Raw genomic sequence first — 19,456 nt, forward strand, 5'->3', positions numbered from 1 at the left:
AAGAAGCTTATTTATTGTCTAATTCAATATCTGCAGAGTGGATATAGCTTATTTTGCCATCTTCTCCCTCGAGCATGAGAACACCGTCTTCTGTAATTCCTTTTGCTGTTCCAGTAAGAGTTCCTGTAATAGTTCTTGCAATGATTTTTTTGCCAATGCTAATGGCATATGACTCCCATAATAATTTTATCGGGTAAAATCCATGCTCCAAGTATATTTGATATAAATTTTCAAATTTTAGTAAAACCATTTGAATAAGTTCTGCACGATTTATCGGTTTTTTAAGCTCAATGGAGAGGGAAGTAGCAATTGTGTGAAGCTCTTCGGGAAAATGCTCCAGTTGTTGATTTACATTAATTCCTATTCCGATGATAACCGAGTTAATCTTATCCGCTTCTGCCTGCATCTCAGTTAATATTCCGACAGTTTTCTTTTTATTAAGTAATATATCATTCGGCCACTTGATGTCCGGTCTTAGAGAGGTTACTTCTTCGATTGCTTGTGATATTGCAACGGCTGTTAAAAGTGTTAGCTGCGGTGCTTTTGCAGGAGGAAGATTGGGTCTTAAAATTAAGCTCATCCACACCCCTGTATATTTTGGAGAAAACCATTCGCGATTCAATCTTCCTCTTCCTGAGGTCTGTTCTTCTGCCACCACCAAGGTTCCTTCGAGTGCTCCATCATGGGCAAGCTGATGGGCAATCTTTTGTGTAGAGCCTACAGATTCTTCAAAATGTATCACTCTGCCTAGGTTTAGAGTTTTTAACCCCAACGATATTTCATTGGAACTAATTTTTTCTGGTATTTTAGTAATACGATACCCTTTTCTTCTAATAGCCTCTAATTCGTAGCCTGCTTGCCTTAATTCTTCAATATGCTTCCAAACTGCTGTTCGTGAACAACCGAGTTCCTCACTTATTTTCTGTCCTGATAGGAATTCACCATTTGACTTAGTGAACATTTTTAAAAGCTTTGTTCTTATTTCTGTTGCCAAGATCTTACCCACTCCTTTAAAACAGATGCTTCATTAACTAGACTACCAAGTAAAATTTCTTGTTCTATTTCCTGAAGGACCTCTGCGATCCATTTTCCCGGCTTTCGGTTTAAACATTCGACAAGGTCATTGCCATTTAATTCAATGTCCCGCAAAGAATAGATGGGTAATTTGTCGTATAGTTGTTTTATGTATAGGTATGACTCAGGCTTGTCCATCTCCACTAAAACCAAAACTTGATGAGCCGCTATAGTAGACTTCCAGCCTGCATGATAAATAAGTGCTTGATGCCAATCTTCCTTTAGGAAGCGATTGATAACGAAAATGTTATCTTTTACAGCTTTAGAGAGTTTCTTAGGTAGTTTCCAAGCGTCCAGGAAGGCTTCTACATCTTTAATCTGAAGAATATAAGCAATGGCCGTCCATAGCAATTCCCTTTCATTAACAACAGTAGGAGAAAGGATACTTAATTTTAACAGTTCATCTTTTTTATTTTCTAAAAATGGCAAATAGCGATAAATACCAGATTCAACTAGTAGATGCAAACTGCTATTTAAGCCCTGACCTTTTAAGAGCTTTTCAAACTCAACAGTTTTTCTTTCTACAGAAACATCTTGAAGAAAATGGGCATAGTCTTTCACAGCCTGGAAGGTATCTTGATGAATGGAAAACGATAATTGGGAGCTAAAACGTAGTGCTCTTAACATTCTAAGGGCGTCTTCATGAAAGCGTTCAGAGGCCTCACCTACTGTTTGTATTAGCTTCCCTTTAATCGCATCCTTTCCAGAGTATGGATCAATTATGGTTCCATCTTTCGTCATTGCAATGGCATTCATTGTAAAGTCACGGCGCTTTAAGTCTTCCTCTAAGTTTGTAACAAAGGTAACCACATCAGGTCTTCTTTTATCAGAATAAGTTCCATCGGCACGAAAGGTGGTCACTTCATATGTATTTTCCTCTTCAACTACAATAATCGTTCCATGTTCTGCTCCAACATCAATTGTTTTAGGGAAAAGTGCTTGTATCTGTTTTGGAAAAGCGGAGGTAGCAATATCAATGTCGCCTATTTCCCTGTCCATTAGGTAGTCCCGAACAGACCCACCTACAAAAAGGGCCTCATGACCATGTTTTTCGAGAGTCGATATTATAGGTATTGCATGTTTGAAAGCTTGATTCATCTTTCCCCTCCACTCTATTACATCCATTCTGTAACATTTGATATGTTGGGCAATTGATTTCTGTCCAATCCAGTTATTAGAGGAGGCTATGTTGGTATACCACTGGAAATTCTTGATTAGATACTGCCCAAGCAGCTACCGTTCTTTTTCACATTCAGAGAATGGAAAACGATCCAGCACGATGCATTATCACGATTTTGCCGTAAGGTGCTTTTCTTGTATTAAATTCCAATATAATTCTTCGTATTGGTTTACAATATTTCTAGAACTGAAGAGATCTCTTACTCTTTTGATTGAGTTCTCAGAAAAACTTTGGTGTAGGTCGCTATTTCCTAAAATTGAAATAGCCTGTTTTGCTATATTTTCTACATCTCCCAATTCACTTAAGTATCCTGTCTCTCCATGAGCAATAACTTCAGGAATTCCTCCAACGTTTGTGCCAACGGAAGGCACACCACACGCCATTGCTTCTAACAATACAAGACCAAAACTTTCTTTTTGCGATAATAATAGCATCAAATCACTTATGGAATATAGGTCCTCGACGTTTTCCTGTTTTCCAAGGAAAAGAACTTTCTCTGAAATACCAAGCTCTTTCACAAGCCTGCATACGACAGAAATCTCAGGTCCGTCCCCTACTAATAATAGCTTCGAGGGGATATCCTTTTGTATAAGATGAAAAGAACGGACAACATCGGTTACTCTTTTTACTTGTCTAAAGTTAGAAACATGAATGATTACTTTATCCTCAGCAGAGATACCGTACTGTTCTTTTAACTCTCCTGTATCTTTTTTACAATAGACACGTTCATCAATAAAATTATAAACTGTTTGGATGTCCTTTTTTGGTTGCAGTAAATCATAGGTTTGCTGTACTAGTGACTCAGAAACTGCTGTGACGACATCAGAACCCTCAATTCCAAACTTAATCATGTCATTTAATGATGGGTCAGAGCCTAAGACCGTAATATCTGTACCGTGGAGAGTGGTAACGATTTTCAAGTGTTCTCCTACCATTTTTTTTGCAAGATAGGCACAGACAGCGTGCGGAATTGCATAATGTACATGGAGAAGATCCAAGTCCTCCCGTTTTGCTACCTCCGCCATTTTACTAGCTAGAGCCAAGTCGTAAGGTGGGTATTGGAATACTGAATAGTGGTTAACCTGTACCTCATGATAATAGATATTGCTATAAACCTTTTTTAATCTGAATGGCATACTTGAAGATATAAAATGAATTTCATGCCCTTTTTCTGCTAATAGCTTCCCAAGTTCGGTTGCAATGACACCAGATCCCCCAACAGTAGGATAGCAAGTGATACCAATTTTTAATTTCAATTAAATCCCACCTAGTAAATCATAGTTTATGACTAAGGGTGCTTTCGCGAAGAAACCTTCTGCATATTGTGTTCCGATTTGTCTACCATATGCTCTTTCTCTGCTAATGACGCCTTCAATATATCCGTTGGTTAACGGAGTATCTATGCTATCTTCTTTCTTCTCGAACTGACTTGCATAGGAGAGAAGCGCCTGCTTTTTCTTTTCGATTTGACTACTTATATCTATGTAGAATTGAGCTTGGTGCATACCGTTAATCATATAAAAATAAAGGTTATGAACTTTGTGTGCACCGAGCTCCGCTGGATCCTGATATTTTCTAATACCTGATGAGAAGACAGCTTCCTCCACTAATAGAGCACAATTACCGTGATCTGGATGTCGATCTTGAGAATAAGGTGCAAAAACAAGCTTCGGTTTATAACGGCGGATCACAGAAACTATTTCAAGAATATAGTCCTCCTTATTATACAACCCGCGATCTGGCAGAGAAAGCTGAATGCGGGAATCTAAATCAAGCACCTTACTTGCTGCTTTCGCTTCTTCTTGACGAATAGTCTTTGTTCCATTTGAAGAAAGCTCTGCATAAGTTAAGTCACATATCCCGATTTTATAACCCTGTTCTTTATATTTAGCCAACGTACCAGCCATCCCTATTTCTACATCATCCGGGTGTGCCCCAAATGCTAGAATATCAAGATTTTGACTCATTTTTCTCGCCTTCTTTATCATGAATAACGTTTCTCCAGTTTAATTCGCCACGTTTTAATCCATTTATTAAGATCTCCGCCGTTCCCATATTTGTTGCTAGGGGAATGGAGTATACATCACATAATCGCAGGAGGGCAGTAACGTCCGGTTCATGAGGCTGGGCAGTTAGTGGATCACGGAAAAATATTACCATATCCATCTTATTTTGGGCGATTAATGCACCTATCTCCTGATCTCCTCCCAGTGGTCCAGATTGAAATCGGTGAACAGGTAAACCGGTGGCCTCGGCAATTCGTAAGCCAGTAGTTCCCGTTGCAAAAAGCTCATGCTGCTGTAATGTCTGCTGATAGGCTGTCACAAATTGTATCATATCCGGTTTTTTCTTATCATGTGAAATTAATGCGATCTTCACTTAGTTCCCCACCTCTCACTATTCAATGATATTTTCAAGCCCATATACTAAAACATCCAATGTCATAACCGTTTCTACCGCCAGCTTAACTCCTGACATAAAGGAGGCACGGTTATAAGAATCATGTTTAATTGTCAAAGACTGCCCTTCTCCACCAAACATAACCTCTTGATGTGCTACAAGTCCTGGTAAACGGACACTATGAATGCGAATACCATCCTTTGTTTGTGCGCCTCTTGCACCCTCAAGTTGCTCCACTTCATCAGGATTTCCTTGTTGTTTCGCTTTTCTTGTACTAGAAATCAATTCAGCAGTTTTAAGCGCAGTGCCGGACGGTGCATCAAGCTTCCGATCATGATGAAGTTCAATGATTTCCACATCTTCTAAATGCTTGGCAGCCATCTGAGCAAACTTCATCATAAGAATTGCTCCTACTGCAAAGTTAGGCGCGATAATAACACCTGTCTTCTTTTCCTCGGCAAGCTCTGTTAATTCCGCCAACTCTACTTCATTAAATCCTGTTGTCCCAACAACCGGTCGAACACCATATTCTAATGCAAGCTTGGTGTGTATTTTACCTATTTCTGGTGTTGTTAGGTCAATTAGGACGTCTGCAGCCACTGATTGAAAACATTTTCTAGGATCAGAATAAACGAGGGCATCAATCGCTGGAAATCCTTCTATTTCTGCAATCTTCTTGCCGTCATTCATTCTATCGATACATGCCACTAATTCAAAATGCTCTGTTCTATGTATTAATTCAACTGCTTCTTTTCCCATTCTGCCACGCGGGCCCGCCAAGATTATCTTTATTGTTTTCACTCTGATTCTTCTCCTTTTTCTTCCAACCTAGTCCATCTATCTTTATCTCTAGTGTGAAATTTTTTCATCACTCTTTCATGCGCTTCTTGAAGATCTATATCTAAGGAATTGGCAAAACATATAAGAACAAAGAGAACGTCCCCCATTTCCTCTTCTACTGTTTTTTCTTTCTCAGTATGTTTTTTGGGTTTTTCTCCATAATAATGATTAATTTCTCGGGATAACTCCCCTACTTCTTCCGTCATTCTTGCGAGCATCGTAAGCGGACTAAAATATCCTTCTTTAAATTGGGAAATATATTCGTCCACCTCTTGCTGCATCTGTTTCATCGTTTTTTTACTCATTATAACACCCCACCTATTCATGTTAGCTAAAACCTTATCATTTGACAAATAATTAAGACCCTTCGAAGCATTTACTTATGATCTACTATTCCATTATAATGAAGTGGTTGCAAAATTGACTAGTTTTTTGGAGGACATCAAATTGTTTAAAGGTATAAAACTTACTAATATTTTCTTTATTTTAATCGGATCTGCTATTTTTGCATTTGGCCTTGTGAACTTTAATATGCAAAACAACTTAGCCGAAGGGGGATTTACCGGAATAACCCTTCTATTATTTTTCCTGTTTAATTTAGATCCATCCTATACAAATCTAATCTTAAACATCCCTATTTTTTTTATTGGTTGGAAATTACTTGGACGAAATACTTTTATCTACACAATTATTGGTACGATTAGTGTTTCCATATTCCTATGGATATTCCAACGTGTGCCTTTAATGTTTCCCCCGCTTGAAGACGATCTGACTTTAGCTGCTTTATTTGCCGGTGTATTTATTGGTATTGGGTTAGGAATAATCTTCCGATATGGAGGGACGACCGGAGGAGTAGATATTATTGCCAGACTGGCACATAAGTACATTGGCTGGAGCATGGGTAAGGCCATGTTTGTGTTTGATGCGGTTGTAATTATTGTTTCACTAATTATGTATTTAACCTATCAGGAAGCAATGTATACACTTGTCGCTGTATTCGTGGCTGCCCGTGTAATTGATTTCATGCAAGAAGGGGCATATGCCGCAAAAGGGACTACTATCATCTCTGACAAACACGAAGATATCGCATTAAAAATAAACCAAGAAATGGACAGAGGAGTAACAATACTGCATGGAAAAGGATCTTTTTCAAAATTAGAAAGAAATATCCTTTACTGTGTAGTTGCAAAAAACGAACTAGTTAAACTTAAAAACGTCATCACATCCGTTGACCCACATGCATTCGTTGCCGTAAGTGACGTCCATGATGTGCTTGGTGAAGGCTTTACCCTTGATGAAAATAAAAACCCAGTTGAGAGGTAATAGGAAGAACCGGGCATAAACCGCCCGGTCCTTTTTTTAGTTTATTCGTTATTTCCATTCTGGCAAGAGTGTTTTAAACGCAACCTCATTTATTTACCTGTTCTTTTATGTGCATTCTAAGCTTCTGTAGGCTTGGTACATTATTCTTCGGGTTTCTTTGCTTTTATTGTACTTACTTCATCCTTTTAGGTACATCATCCATGCGTTTCCCTGCTTTTCATGTACTTACTTCACTCTGTTAGGTACATCATCCATCGGTTCATCTGCTTTTCATGTCCTTACTTTGCCTCTTGTTGGTCCATCATCCATCGGTTCATCTGCTTTTCATGTACTTACTTCACTCTTTTAGGTACATCATCCATGCGTTTCCCTGCTTTTCATGTACTTACTTCACTCTTTTAGGTACATCATCCATCGGTTCATCTGCTTTTCATGTACTTACTTTGCCTCTTGTTGGTACATCATCCATCGGTTCATCTGCTTTTCATGTACTTACTTTGCTCTTTTAGGTACATCATCCATGCGTTTCCCTGCTTTTCATGTACTTACTTCACTCTTTGAGGTACATCATCCATCGGTTCATCTGCTTTTCATGTACTTCCTTTGCTCTTTTAGGTACATCATCCATGCGTTTCCCTGCTTTTCATGTACTTACTTCACTCTTTGAGGTACATCATCCATCGGTTCATCTGCTTTTCATGTACTTACTTTGCTCTTTTAGGTACATCATCCATGCGCTTCCCTGCTTTTCAGGTACTTACTTCTTATTTGTACATCATCCTACGTGCTCTTTGCTTTCATCTACTTGTTTATCCCTAAATTTCTTACTCTTAAAGAGCACAGTTTTTTGAAAAAAGTAAAAAACAGGAAGAGGATCATCCTGTTCCTGTTTTCTTTATAAACAATCCCTTTTTCCAATTGTTTTTCATATATTGTTTTGTTGAATTATTCTTATCACACAAGGTCAACTACTCTCTATTTCCTAAATAGATCAGTATGAACCTTGCAAGCTCTGCTACAGCTACAGCAGCCGCTGCAACATACGTTAAGGCAGCAGCATTTAACACTTTTTTCGTATTTCGTTCCTCATTATTATTTATAATACCCAAGGAAACTACTTGGTCCATTGCCCTATTAGATGCATCAAATTCCACAGGTAGGGTTACTAGCTGGAAAAGGACCGCAGCAGACATAAAAATAATACCAACCAATATCAAATTATTAACTCCAAAAATCAATCCTGCAAAGATAATAAAGAACGACATATTTGAACCTAGACTCGCTAGTGGTACTAATGAGTGCCGAAGCCGCAAAAAGGCATACTGTTGCTCATCTTGTATAGCGTGACCAACTTCATGAGCCGCAATGGCCGCCCCAGCTATTGAATTTCCATGAAAGTTATGGGAAGATAAGCGGACTTTTTTGCTTCTTGGATCATAATGATCCGTTAGCACCCCTCTTGTTTCTTCCACCTGCACATCGTACATTCCGTTTTCGCTTAATATTCTCCTAGCCACTTCCTCTCCAGTTAAACCAGACGAAGAAGGAACATTTGAATATTTTTTATAAGCACTTTTCACTCTCGATTGGGCCCAAAGCGGAACAACAAGGAGAATAGCAAAGTAAATTAAATAAAGTCCCATAAGCAAAACCTCCATGTTGCTTTACAGATGATTATAAACATCAAACAGTAAATGCTATCACTTATAGAATTTAGATAAACCGCCTTTTTTATTCTTTGCTATGTATATAGGTTTCAGTTTAATACCGCCGGTCCTCTCCACGAAAGGCTTCATGTCCGCGGGGCGCGGTAGACGTGCGTCCACGCAGGCATAGCATGGGAGACTCTCGCATCTCCCATGGATGAAAGTTTAAATAGTGCCCTCTATATTATCAGGAATAGTGGAATAGTATTCTTACTTACCCCATCTCAACTTCATTCTTTTCCCTTTTTACGCATTGCAATTTTTCTATCCGCCTCATATTTTCTCCAACCAACATAAGAAAGAGTAAAAAAGATAATACTGCCGGTGGAAATCATTACCCAAATTAAGGATGGATCCGCTTCGTCCTCCTTCAAATTTTCAAATAATGATTTAAAGTCTGCTTCCATAACAGCGAGTTGATCCATACTTTGCATACTTAAAAGCTCATTTTGATTTTCACTTAAGTACTCAATATGAGCATCCACTTTGCGGATAGTTTCAGGCTTTACATCCATTCTTAAGCTCGGATGAATCAGATCATAATGTAAAAGGAGACGATGGTATGAATTATGGTATGAATCACTATCCCTCATCTCAATGGTATCTTTCAATTGATGAAAGGTTGTAAGGAGAGGAACCTCCATTTCCGTCCAGATGGGTTGGTGTTCAGAGGTAAAGGCATCTACAACGAGCCGAAACCTTGTCATCGCTCTGACCTTCCCCTCGTGTGGTAGAGCATCATCTGTTATAGCCTCTACTGATTGGTTGTGGACGATGGTGATTAGTTGAATCTGATCCATCGGAATATCGCGTTCAGTAAGCATTACCTTAGAAAATTCCTCGAAAAAGATTTCCAATAAGTTGTTCGCTTCTACATACTTTTCATTTTTCGCCAATTGAAGCGCATCATCCGTTATATTATTTAACCTTAAAGGATGTCTGTCTGTATGAGAATGTGCATAAAAACTTAGTGGGAAAATTAGTAATAATAAAAGAAAAATGACAAAAATCTTTTTACCTTTCATCGCTTGTCCCTCCTATATTCTCTTGTAAATATTATGAGAAAGTGGACAAGGTTAGAACTTTAATTAAGGCTCTTTTATAGATTGCCTGTGTTAAACGTGTTGATTTCCACAGATGGCTACGCGTTCCACGGGGCGGTCCTGGAGCCTCCTCGGCTACGCCTGCGGGATAAAAGCATCAATCTATAGGTAGATAGCCTAAATTAATCAAGAGCCAATTTTTGGCGACCTTTTCTTATAGAAAAGTAATAGGCAACACCTATAGAAAAAACACTGAGCCAAAAAGTAAAATACCCGATCTGAGGCATATACTTTATTAAACTACCGTACCACGGCATCATTTTAAACACATAATCGATAACGTCATTATGTAAAGTCCAAACCGCTGCTATTACTAAATGCCAGATTGTGAAACGGTAATAAGGACTGTATAATATACCCTGTACAGCCATGGCACCATGTGAAAAAATTAACATATAACCTTCTATCGGTAGATATCCCGTTTCTAATAGTGTAAGTATATTCATCACTACTGCCCATATCCCATATTTCACTAGAGTGACAATCGCCAAAGCTTCAAAAAGCTTGAAATTCTTCTTCAATATAAATCCTATTAAAACAAATACGAAAAATAGACTTGCGGTAGGGCTATCAGGAACAAAAATCAAAAAAATGGCGGGGGTATCTTTTAATTGCACACCGTACCAAATGTACCCATAGATTGTTCCTAGAACATTGATGATGAGAACGCTCCAGAGCATAAAAGGGGTTTTTAATAGATAAATAAACCAATTAAGCATTAATATTCCTCACTTTGTATCAGACTTTACCTACTTTTTTCTAGGTAGAAGAATAGTAAATAGAGCCTTTTTATTCAAACTTCATATGTATTAATTAGTATACAAAAAAACTGGCTAAAATAGCCAGTTTTCTTATTCTGCTTCTGCAGCTTGTTCATTCATTTCAACTAAGTATTCACCAAGAATTTGTGCTTCTTCATCTGTTCCTTTGAAAATACCACCGGCCATTTCACCGATACCATTTTTTGCTATGTCGATATACTCTTCAACAGTATAATCAGGATTGTCCAGTAAGTTTGCACCTACACCTGGAGTCCCTTGAAGGTTAGTCGCATGGCAAGATAAACATGTTTGTTCAGTTAGTATTTGGTAGCCTTCAGCAGTTTCATCGATTTCAATAGCAAGTTCTTCTCTAATTTCCCCTTGCTTTTCTGCAGCTTCCCAGTCATGAGAATCTACAGACTGCCAAGTTAAAAAGAAGATGGAAGCAATACCCAATAACATTAAACCGGTTGCAACTGGGCGCTTGCTTGCGCGACGTTCTGGTCCACGATCAAGGAACGGAGCGAGTAAAAGAGCTCCAAATGCCAGACCTGGCATTACCAATGCACCAATCACCGTAAAGTCTCCAGCAGCATATCGATATTTAAGCAATTCGTATAAGAATAAAAAGTACCAGTCTGGTAATGGAATATATCCAGTATCAGTTGGATCTGCGATACGTTGAAGAGGCGGCTCATGCGCTACTGTCAAGCATAGGAACGCGATTAAGAAAACCGCACCTACCATCCATTCTTTCAGCAGGAAGTTTGGCCAGAACGCTTCCGTTTTACCAGGAAACTCCGAATAGTCTTTTGGAATATTAGGTTTCCGAACTGCAGGTACACGGGAGTCGCCAACAAACTTCATACCTTTTCCTCTATGCATATATGTTCCCCTCCTTTGTTATCCTAAATATTGAATCTTATAGCGGTCCTGAAATACCTTGTTTACGAATCATGACAAAGTGAGCTCCCATTAAACCAAATAGAGCTGCAGGCAAGAAAAATACATGAATCGCAAAGAAACGGGTCAGTGTTTGTGCACCAACGATATCCGGGTGTCCCGCAAGCAACGTTTTCACTGCATCCCCTATAATAGGTGTCGCTGCTGCAATCTCCAAACCTACTTTTGTAGCAAATAACGCTTTCATATCCCAAGGTAATAAGTAACCTGTAAAACCAAGACCTAACATGACGAAGAAGATAAGCACTCCTACCACCCAGTTAAGTTCACGCGGTTTTTTATATGCACCTTGGAAGAAAACACGCAGTGTATGTAAGAACATCATTACGATAACAAGACTTGCTCCCCAGTGATGCATTCCGCGTACGATTTGACCGAACGCTACTTCATTTTGCAAATAATAAACAGATTCCCAGGCATTTTTGATATCTGGAACATAGTACATAGTTAAAAACATTCCGGATAGAACTTGAATAACTGTTATAAAGAATGTTAATCCACCAAAACAGTAAACAAAAGCTGAGAAGTGATGCGCTGGGTTTACGTGCTCTGGAACTTCATGATCTGCAATATCCCGCCACATCGGCGTAATATCTAATCGTTCGTCAACCCAATCATAAATCTTATTTAACAATTATTACGCCTCCCCTTTAGGTGTTGCTCTACCCAAGTACACTGATCCTTCTCTCACTTCATGCGGATATACATCTAGTGGAGCGACTGGTGGAGTGTTAGGTACATTGTCACCATTTTTTTCGTATAAGCCATAATGACATGGACAGAAGAATTTGTCAGGATTTGCTGGATCTGAAGCCCAGTTTACTGTACAGCCAAGATGCTTACATACTGGAGATAAAGCAACTATATTGCCGTCTTCATTTTTGTAAATCCAAGCTGTTCTTGGTTCTTCCGATTCATACCATGCATCAACTTGATTGACTTTGTAGTTGAAACTTTGTGGTTCATTAGTCAGATCTGCTTCTTCACAAACATAAACCATGTCTTGATCCTCTCCAGCTTTTAACACTGGGTCAATTGCAAAACGAACCATTGGCATTAGCATTCCTGCTGCCATGAATCCGCCTACACCAGTAAGGGTATAGTTTAAAAATTGACGTCTTGACACACGATGGTTTTTTTCACTCATTGTTTTTCCCCCCTCTATAGAAAAAACTAAGTCCAAACGGACGGTAGATTATAGCACATAGAAAACTAGGACATTCTCATGATATATCAATCTTAGCTCAAGGTCAATAATCTCCTTTACTGAAATAATGTCAAGGTTGTGACTTATTTTGTACATAAATTAATTTTCTTATAGAATTATATTGCTTTTTTAGTTAAATTAAATTTTTCTGGTCTAATTTAGGCATTTAGCACGTAATTTTGTTGCCTGAACCTGTTGTTATAACCATTAACTATCATGCTCTCTTATCAAAATTTGCTTTTATGAACATAGCTTAATATTATTATTGCCATTTTTGGATGAACATTGGCAACAGCTGATTCATTTGATCTTGCACTATTTTCATTTTGTATTTCTCTTCCATGTCTTCTAAGGGAATTGCAGGCAACCAAAGTAACTTACCTTCCAACTCTTCTTCACTCTTGGTCCAACTACTGTCTGAGGTTAGGAGAAAAACATGTTTCATCTCTTTTTTAATATGATGAATATATTCATTTACGCTTTGCAGCTTCGTTTCCGGTGAGTTGTTATGATAATAAGAATAAGAAGGTAGTAAGAGTACTCTGCCTTTAAACTGCCGTTCTAACTCTAAGCTTAGTATGGATATGTACTCTCCATGAGATGCTGAATTTTTTATTTCATCATCTTTAAAGCTTATCGAGATTAATGGAATAATAGCAGTGTCAATGTATTCTTTTGCTTGTACATATTGTGCAATATCTTTACTTGTCCATTTCATAATTGTCCACTCATTTCAAATTTATTTTGCAAAAATATAGGTATATTATGTATTTATGATAATCTTCTTATAAGTTTTTCTCATGTGTTCAAAGGTTTTCTCGTCTATATTGCTCATGCCGAAAAGCTAAAATATATAATCAGCATTGCTAATTTAATATAAGTTTATTATGGTGAAAGGTCAAATGATTCTGTCCATAAAAGAGAACAGTTCTATGGTTTATTGTGAGCACCCTGTTGGCAAAATAAAAAGACCTTGCTTCTATTTATAAAGAAGCAAGGCCAGATTTCACGCTATAATTTCCGCAATTGATTGGAAAGAATCTTAAAAGCTTCCTCATCTTGGCGATCTAAAGCCTCATCAATAAGTGTCAAAAGTTTATCTTTTTGAAAGGTTAGTATGGACTGTTCCAAAAAGCGCTCTGCAACAATCCGGTCTTTTTCATTTGTTTGAATTGTTTTGGGCATATACGGATTTTCCTCTTGTACGGCTGCATATTGAGGAGAATGATATACAGAGCGGAAGTTCAGCTGAATATAGATATCTTCTTCTCTATTGAGGCGAATGTCATGAAACGACTTTTCAGCATCAGTTGTCATTACATTTTCCTTATAGAAACGAAAGGGAACCTCTTCTACACAATGTGTGGACATAATGATCCCTCTTGGACAATATTGAGCCTGCTCAACAAAGTGAACCTTTCTCATCAACTGATCATGACTCATTAAATAATTTAAAATCCATACACATTCTCTTCTTTTCAACTGATAGTTACCTAAAAACCACCTTATAAAGTCTTTCTTCTCGTTGACAGATACAGGGGTAGCCACTCCTATCGTCCCTCCTCTGCGTAAATGATCGCTATTCATCTAAATTCGTGTATACATCCTGAAGTTCCATATTGGTCGGGTCAAGTTGAATCAGTTTTTCAAATAATACTTTAGCTTCCTCTCTTTTACCTTCTTCTAGCAAAAAGTATGCATAGTCATAAAGGAAGCCACTGTCATCTTTAAAAGAAGTATATGCTTGACGGTAGTGGTTTAATGCATCAGAATAATTTTCTAATTTTTGGTTGGCAACCGCTAAATCCCAGTCAAACTGCGGGTCTGTCTCGCCAAACTTGATTAGTTCCTGCAGACAATCCACAACGTCTTCATATTGCTCTTCTTGTAGAAAGATTTTTGTTAAAGTTATAGCCGCTTCAATATACCCTGGATCAATCGCAATTGCTTCCCTAAGTAATTTTTCTGCCTCGTTGGTGTTATTTTGCTTTAGAGCAACTTTTGCTGCAAAAACTTGCAGCTCTTTATTGTATTCGTTTACAACCAAACCTTCTTTTGCAGCACCTAGGCTTTCTTGCAATAATCCTTCTTGTTCATATGCCTTTGCTAGATATAAATATAAAGAAGAATATTCATAATCTAATTGTTTGACCTCGTTTAATTTTTCGATAGCGGTCTTATAATATCCTGCTTGCAAGGCTGTAAAACCATATTGAAACAGTACGTCAATTTTCAACTCTTTTTGCAAGGCTGTGTCGAAATACGGAATAGCCTCTTCAAATTGCCCTGTTGCACTATAGCATTCCGCTAACCTTTCCTCTAGGTCAAACTCTATTTCTTTCCTATGTGGAACGACAGCCTTATAATAAGGAATCGCTTTTTTGTAGTCACCTTGTGATAGGTTAATTTCTCCTAAAGCAAGGTCAATAATCGGTTCTGATGGAGAGATCTTTTTTGCCATAAGCAGCTTGTTTTCACTGACCTCATACAACCCTTGTGCCTGATAAAGATCTGCAAGAAGTAGAAGTCCTTGTATATACCCTTCTTCTTCCTCCTCGATATTTTCAAGTAACGCCATCGCTTCATCTTCTTCATCAAGGTCTATATATACCTCTGCCAATGAAAGAATCAAGTCTGGTTCATTTGGATAGTGATACAATAAACCCTTTAATAGCTCTTTTGACTCTTCAAGCATTCCTAGTTGTTGGTAAATTTGTGCGGTGTGAAACAAGTCTTCTTCATTAAAAGCAGATTGATTATCTCTTAAAATATTTAGTCCTTGTTCTACATCCCCGTTGTCTATTAGTGTTAGTGCCTTTTCAATTACTTGGTGTGACAAAACAATACTTCCTTTCCTATCTGAAATGCATAAAAAACCTGAAGCTGAATAAACCTCAACAAAAAAACAGCTTCTGCAAGCATTTGCAACCTATTATTGTAAAAAGTGACCTGGAATAGTTACAGTACATTCATTGCCAAAACCAGGTCGGAATATAATTTTTTCTCCTGCCTTCACAATGCTTCCTCGATGTACCGTAACTTCTGGAATATGACTATCATAATCCAGATCTTCTATTGTTTCAATAATTCGGTCTTCCGGATAAAAGTAAAGGTTATAGTTTAATTCGCCACCTACACGTAAATCTCCTTTAGTTGGGTAGATTCCTAGCAGCATTAATATCTTCAGACTCAGTACTTGCCCGTCATAAGGACATTCTGGCAGATGAGATAAATTTTGGTCCCTCATATTGGTTTTCCATCTTTTCATAATCGCTTTGCTATTTGGAGGCTTACCCTTAAGACAAGGTATGAAGGTGATAGGAAATTGGAAGAGTGCATCCTTGATCCAGCCCCATGGTACACTTTGGAGACCGGATTCATCCTCAATTTCCAGAAAAACGGCAGGGATTTTATATCTTTTACATTGCCTGATAAAGGATGGTGTAAGTTTTTTTAATGGTATTCGAACAGCAAAATAATAATCTATTGGACTATTTAGCATCCGCGCCCTTGCTTCTTTGAGCTTTTCTGGCAGTTCTCGTTCTTTCTTAATCGTAAAAACCGAAAGAAGCGTTGTACAGCCTTTACGTAAATAATTTTCTGTTAGATACAATTTAAATTGTGGGAAAGCCATAGGAGGCAGTTCATCGACAACCATTACATGCCCAGGTGTCATTACATAAGGAGATAAATTCATGCGCATCGTTCGTGTAGAGGGGATTGATTCTTTCATGAAACGTATCGAATTATTTTTCACATGCAGGGAACTAGTTTTAAAGGCTTTAAAATTTTTAACGATGTTTGCATCTTCTATTATATACTCCATAGCACCACCCTGATATTACGTCTTAAGACAAGCTATGCTGCGACAAGCCATAATATGAGTGGATTTTATTTAAACCTAAGACTCTGTTAAACGCCGCTATTGATTTCCGCAAAAGGCTACGCGTTCCCCCGGGCGGTGCTGGAGCCTCCTCGGCTGCGCCTGCGGGGTCACAAGTATTCCGCGGCCGGGCGTGGAGTCTCCGCCTATTGCTCCAATCGTCGCTGAAATAGCGTTATTATCANCCCGGGCGGTGCTGGAGCCTCCTCGGCTGCGCCTGCGGGGTCACAAGTATTCCGCGGCCGGGCGTGGAGTCTCCGCCTATTGCTCCAATCGTCGCTGAAATAGCGTTATTATCAACACGCAACAATAGCTGAGCCAAACCTAAAGATTTGATCTGCAGCTACTTTCAACTATTTCTTATCAGTGCACCAACTAGCAAAGCAATGCTACTCTGTACAACCGGAATAAGACTGATATATGAACTTAAAGTTCGGTTCTTCTGCTCGATATTAGATTATGTTTTTTCAATAAAAAAGACAGGAAGGGTCCTCTGCCTGTTCCTGTCTTTCCTTATTAGCAAGATAGACTTTACGATTAAATTCTGTCTATTGCACCAAACTTCGTTTAACCAAGCAAGCTTTCTAAATCCTCAAAAAAGGTGGGATAAGAAACGGCAATAGCTTCAGCATTCTTTATACTCGTTTCCCCTTTTGCAACAAGACCTGCAACAGCCGCCATCATACCTATTCGATGATCACCGTAGCTGTCTAACTCGCAGCCGTGTAGCTTGGTCCCGCCTTTTATAATCATTCCATCCTCTGTAGCAGTTATATTGGCACCTAATTTTGTAAGCTCGTTTACTACTGTATCGATTCTGTTTGTTTCTTTCACCTTCAACTCTTCTGCATCTTTAATAACAGTTGTCCCTTCAGCCTGTGTTGCCATTAGAGCAATGATTGGAATTTCATCGATAAGCCTAGGAATAATGTCCCCGGAAACTTCAAACGCTTTTAAGGTAGATGATTCAACCGTTATATCCGCATAAGGTTCTGGAACATCGTCCACTATATTAGTATAAGAAATTTCAGCTCCCATCCCTTGTAAAACATCCAATATTCCTGTTCTAGTAATATTCAGGCCGACTCTCTTTACTGTCACTTTACTGTTCGGTGCAACCGCTCCTGCGACAAGGAAGAATGCTGCGGAAGAGATGTCGCCTGGTACAACAATATGTATGTCAGAAGTTAGCTTTTGATGGCCCTCTATAGACACCTTACAGCCATCCTCAATCAAATGCACTCCAAATGCTTTTAACATTCTTTCTGTATGATCTCTTGATTTAAAAGGCTCCTCCACCGTTGTTTTGCCTTTCGCTTGTAACCCTGCCAGTAGAATGGCAGATTTCACTTGAGCGCTTGCTACGGGAGAGTGATATTCTATTCCACTAAGTTCCCCGCCTTGAATGGAAATGGGCGTGAAATTTCCATCCTGATTACCTTGTATTCTCGCCCCCATTTGTCTAAGCGGGTTTGTTACCCTCTTCATCGGTCGCTTTGCAATTGATTCATCTCCAATAAGTACTGAATGAAACGGAAGACCAGATAAAATTCCCATCATTAATCTTGCTGTCGTCCCTGAGTTACCAACATCTAAGAGCGTACTAGATTCTTTCAAACCCTCTAACCCTTTTCCATAAATGGTAACTATGGAACCTTCACGCTCGATTTGAACACCTAACTTTTCAAAACAATTTATGGTACTTAAACAGTCTTCACCTGGTAAGAAATTCTCTACCGTTGTTTTACCGTTTGCCATGCTACCAAACATTATCGTCCGGTGGGAAATTGATTTATCTCCTGGAATGTTAATTGTCCCATTTAATCCAGATGTATGATGCTCGATTTTCTTCATCTTCCCTTCACTCCCCTTGAAATTAAACTATGTAGGTTTCATAAGAAGTGTAGTTGCTTAAGCAAGCTACAGCCTTTTGCCTGTCTTCTTCGGTTTGGAAACTTAAACGTAATACCCCATAGATTTCTTCCCGTGTTTCCATGATTCTTATGTTAGTTATACTTATTTGCTCTTTTGCCAAAAAGCCGGTTATCTCTGAAATAACCCCTGGAAAGTCAGGCACGTCTACGTAAAGATCGTAAAATGATGGAATGGCCCCCTTGGCTTTTACAGGAAGTTCATCTCGGAACTGTTTAGCTGATTGAAAATAATCCAGCAATTTTTCCTCTTTACTTTCTTTAATGTTCTTCTTAACCTCTATCATATGCTCAAGCCAACTGTCTAACAGTTCTAACAATGTTTCCTTATTATGTATTAAAATGTCCTTCCACATCGTTGGGTTGCTAGAAGCTATCCTCGTAATATCCCGGAACCCGCCTGCGGCTAACCTGGTAACAAAAGGGCTAGTTTGTTGTAACATGCTTGCTTGATGCACGAGCCCAGCAGCAACAATATGGGGGAAATGACTGATTACTCCTGCCACCAAATCATGTTCTTTCGCAGTCATGATGACAAAGTTAGCTCTCGTTCCATGCAGCCACTGTTTTAAAGTTTCAACGGATTCACTATTTTCTTGTGGCTCTGATGGAGTTAAGACATAAAAAGCATTTTCAAATAGGTGCGCCTTAGCTGCAGTTACTCCACTTTTATGAGAACCTGCCATCGGGTGACCACCGATAAAAGTAACATTTTCCTGCCTGAAAAGTTTTGTAGCTCGTTCCACTATCTTTTCTTTCGTGCTTCCGACATCAGTAATTAAAACTGGTTTGGTAAAGAAAAGAGCACTTAAGTTTTCTACTACCACATTCGCCTGCATAACAGGAACAGCAATAAGGATTAGATCCGCATCCATTGCTGCATTTTCATAACTAAGGCAATAATCATCTATTACCTTTAAAGACCTTGCAAGTTTTGCTTGCTGTGCATTAATGTCATATCCGATAATGGTGGCGTTTGGATACTCTTTTTTTATTGCCAAGGCGACAGAACCGCCTATTAATCCCAGACCTATTATTAATACATTTCCGTTCACTAGTTTTCACCACCTGATCCTCTTTATAAG

Annotated in this window: 20 protein-coding genes; 1 reads left to right on the forward strand and 19 read right to left on the reverse strand. The window is 38.6% G+C overall.

Features of this window, described 5'->3' with window-relative positions; genetic code table 11:
- Positions 1-7: 7 nt before the first annotated feature.
- The 7 genes from K9B36_RS10550 to K9B36_RS10580 all read right to left on the reverse strand — a co-directional run bounded on the left by K9B36_RS10550 (position 8) and on the right by K9B36_RS10580 (position 5,847).
- Positions 8-994 carry a biotin--[acetyl-CoA-carboxylase] ligase gene (locus tag K9B36_RS10550; protein WP_223702016.1) on the reverse strand — a complete coding sequence of 329 codons (987 nt, stop codon included), beginning with the start codon at positions 992-994 and terminating at the stop codon, positions 8-10.
- On the reverse strand, positions 979-2,172 hold the full coding sequence (locus K9B36_RS10555; RefSeq protein WP_223702017.1) for a CCA tRNA nucleotidyltransferase: 1,194 nt from the start codon (positions 2,170-2,172) through the stop codon (positions 979-981). Before K9B36_RS10555 ends, K9B36_RS10550 begins: the two co-directional genes overlap by 16 nt.
- A 189-nt stretch (positions 2,173-2,361) precedes the next feature.
- A complete protein-coding gene (gene bshA / locus K9B36_RS10560) occupies positions 2,362-3,510 on the reverse strand; it encodes an N-acetyl-alpha-D-glucosaminyl L-malate synthase BshA (protein ID WP_223702018.1) in 1,149 nt (382 codons plus the stop codon).
- A complete protein-coding gene (gene bshB1, locus K9B36_RS10565) occupies positions 3,511-4,221 on the reverse strand; it encodes a bacillithiol biosynthesis deacetylase BshB1 (RefSeq protein ID WP_223702019.1) in 711 nt (236 codons plus the stop codon).
- Positions 4,205-4,633, reverse strand: coding sequence for a methylglyoxal synthase (locus tag K9B36_RS10570; protein ID WP_223702020.1), 429 nt, complete (start codon positions 4,631-4,633; stop codon positions 4,205-4,207). Before K9B36_RS10570 ends, bshB1 begins: the two co-directional genes overlap by 17 nt.
- A gap of 18 nt (positions 4,634-4,651) precedes the next feature.
- Positions 4,652-5,455 carry a 4-hydroxy-tetrahydrodipicolinate reductase gene (dapB, locus tag K9B36_RS10575; RefSeq protein WP_223702021.1) on the reverse strand — a complete coding sequence of 268 codons (804 nt, stop codon included), beginning with the start codon at positions 5,453-5,455 and terminating at the stop codon, positions 4,652-4,654.
- Positions 5,452-5,847: a nucleotide pyrophosphohydrolase gene (locus tag K9B36_RS10580; RefSeq protein WP_399201729.1), complete on the reverse strand. Its 396-nt coding sequence runs from the start codon at positions 5,845-5,847 to the stop codon at positions 5,452-5,454. Before K9B36_RS10580 ends, dapB begins: the two co-directional genes overlap by 4 nt.
- A 94-nt stretch (positions 5,848-5,941) precedes the next feature.
- Here K9B36_RS10580 and K9B36_RS10585 point away from each other — a divergent pair, with 94 nt between their 5' ends.
- Positions 5,942-6,817, forward strand: coding sequence for a YitT family protein (locus K9B36_RS10585; protein WP_223702023.1), 876 nt, complete (start codon positions 5,942-5,944; stop codon positions 6,815-6,817).
- 968 nt (positions 6,818-7,785) lie between these two features.
- On the opposite strand, the gene K9B36_RS10590 is transcribed toward K9B36_RS10585, so the two are convergent.
- From K9B36_RS10590 to K9B36_RS10645, 12 genes are all read right to left on the reverse strand, one after another.
- Entirely contained in the window at positions 7,786-8,460 is a 675-nt protein-coding gene (locus K9B36_RS10590; RefSeq protein ID WP_223702024.1) for a zinc metallopeptidase, read from the reverse strand.
- Between the two features lie 293 nt (positions 8,461-8,753).
- On the reverse strand, positions 8,754-9,548 hold the full coding sequence (gene ypjB / locus K9B36_RS10595) for a sporulation protein YpjB (RefSeq protein WP_223702025.1): 795 nt from the start codon (positions 9,546-9,548) through the stop codon (positions 8,754-8,756).
- A gap of 200 nt (positions 9,549-9,748) precedes the next feature.
- On the reverse strand, positions 9,749-10,345 hold the full coding sequence (locus K9B36_RS10600) for a DUF1405 domain-containing protein (RefSeq protein ID WP_223702026.1): 597 nt from the start codon (positions 10,343-10,345) through the stop codon (positions 9,749-9,751).
- A 132-nt stretch (positions 10,346-10,477) separates the two neighbouring features.
- On the reverse strand, positions 10,478-11,272 hold the full coding sequence (locus K9B36_RS10605) for a menaquinol-cytochrome c reductase cytochrome b/c subunit (RefSeq protein WP_223702027.1): 795 nt from the start codon (positions 11,270-11,272) through the stop codon (positions 10,478-10,480).
- A 37-nt stretch (positions 11,273-11,309) separates the two neighbouring features.
- The gene (gene qcrB / locus K9B36_RS10610; protein ID WP_223702028.1) at positions 11,310-11,984 is read right to left on the reverse strand and encodes a menaquinol-cytochrome c reductase cytochrome b subunit; all 675 of its coding nucleotides are present in this window, start codon (positions 11,982-11,984) and stop codon (positions 11,310-11,312) included.
- A 3-nt stretch (positions 11,985-11,987) separates the two neighbouring features.
- Entirely contained in the window at positions 11,988-12,497 is a 510-nt protein-coding gene (locus K9B36_RS10615) for a QcrA and Rieske domain-containing protein (protein ID WP_223702029.1), read from the reverse strand.
- A 322-nt stretch (positions 12,498-12,819) separates the two neighbouring features.
- On the reverse strand, positions 12,820-13,275 hold the full coding sequence (locus tag K9B36_RS10620; protein ID WP_223702030.1) for a YpiF family protein: 456 nt from the start codon (positions 13,273-13,275) through the stop codon (positions 12,820-12,822).
- A gap of 293 nt (positions 13,276-13,568) precedes the next feature.
- Positions 13,569-14,105 (reverse strand): ReoY family proteolytic degradation factor, encoded by a 537-nt coding sequence (locus tag K9B36_RS10625; RefSeq protein ID WP_223702031.1) that lies wholly within the window; start codon positions 14,103-14,105, stop codon positions 13,569-13,571.
- A 31-nt stretch (positions 14,106-14,136) separates the two neighbouring features.
- The gene (locus K9B36_RS10630; RefSeq protein WP_223702032.1) at positions 14,137-15,396 is read right to left on the reverse strand and encodes a tetratricopeptide repeat protein; all 1,260 of its coding nucleotides are present in this window, start codon (positions 15,394-15,396) and stop codon (positions 14,137-14,139) included.
- Between the two features lie 93 nt (positions 15,397-15,489).
- Positions 15,490-16,383: a hypothetical protein gene (locus K9B36_RS10635; RefSeq protein WP_223702033.1), complete on the reverse strand. Its 894-nt coding sequence runs from the start codon at positions 16,381-16,383 to the stop codon at positions 15,490-15,492.
- Between the two features lie 624 nt (positions 16,384-17,007).
- Complete coding sequence (aroA, locus tag K9B36_RS10640) at positions 17,008-18,294, reverse strand: 3-phosphoshikimate 1-carboxyvinyltransferase (protein ID WP_223702034.1); 1,287 nt, start codon at positions 18,292-18,294, stop codon at positions 17,008-17,010.
- Positions 18,295-18,316: 22 nt separating this feature from the next.
- Positions 18,317-19,426, reverse strand: coding sequence for a prephenate dehydrogenase (locus tag K9B36_RS10645; RefSeq protein WP_223702035.1), 1,110 nt, complete (start codon positions 19,424-19,426; stop codon positions 18,317-18,319).
- Between the last annotated feature and the right edge of the window lie 30 nt (positions 19,427-19,456).

The organism is Sutcliffiella deserti, from assembly GCF_020037475.1.
Lineage (GTDB): Bacteria > Bacillota > Bacilli > Bacillales > Bacillaceae_I > Sutcliffiella_A > Sutcliffiella_A deserti.

Coding starts and splice junctions, on each gene's coding strand:
- K9B36_RS10555 (WP_223702017.1), bottom strand. CDS start 2,172: ATGAATCAAGCTTTCAAACATGCAATACCTATAATATCGACTCTCGAA.
- bshB1 (WP_223702019.1), bottom strand. CDS start 4,221: ATGAGTCAAAATCTTGATATTCTAGCATTTGGGGCACACCCGGATGAT.
- K9B36_RS10590 (WP_223702024.1), bottom strand. CDS start 8,460: ATGGGACTTTATTTAATTTACTTTGCTATTCTCCTTGTTGTTCCGCTT.
- ypjB (WP_223702025.1), bottom strand. CDS start 9,548: ATGAAAGGTAAAAAGATTTTTGTCATTTTTCTTTTATTATTACTAATT.
- K9B36_RS10600 (WP_223702026.1), bottom strand. CDS start 10,345: ATGCTTAATTGGTTTATTTATCTATTAAAAACCCCTTTTATGCTCTGG.
- K9B36_RS10605 (WP_223702027.1), bottom strand. CDS start 11,272: ATGCATAGAGGAAAAGGTATGAAGTTTGTTGGCGACTCCCGTGTACCT.
- K9B36_RS10615 (WP_223702029.1), bottom strand. CDS start 12,497: ATGAGTGAAAAAAACCATCGTGTGTCAAGACGTCAATTTTTAAACTAT.
- K9B36_RS10620 (WP_223702030.1), bottom strand. CDS start 13,275: ATGAAATGGACAAGTAAAGATATTGCACAATATGTACAAGCAAAAGAA.
- K9B36_RS10635 (WP_223702033.1), bottom strand. CDS start 16,383: ATGGAGTATATAATAGAAGATGCAAACATCGTTAAAAATTTTAAAGCC.
- aroA (WP_223702034.1), bottom strand. CDS start 18,294: ATGAAGAAAATCGAGCATCATACATCTGGATTAAATGGGACAATTAAC.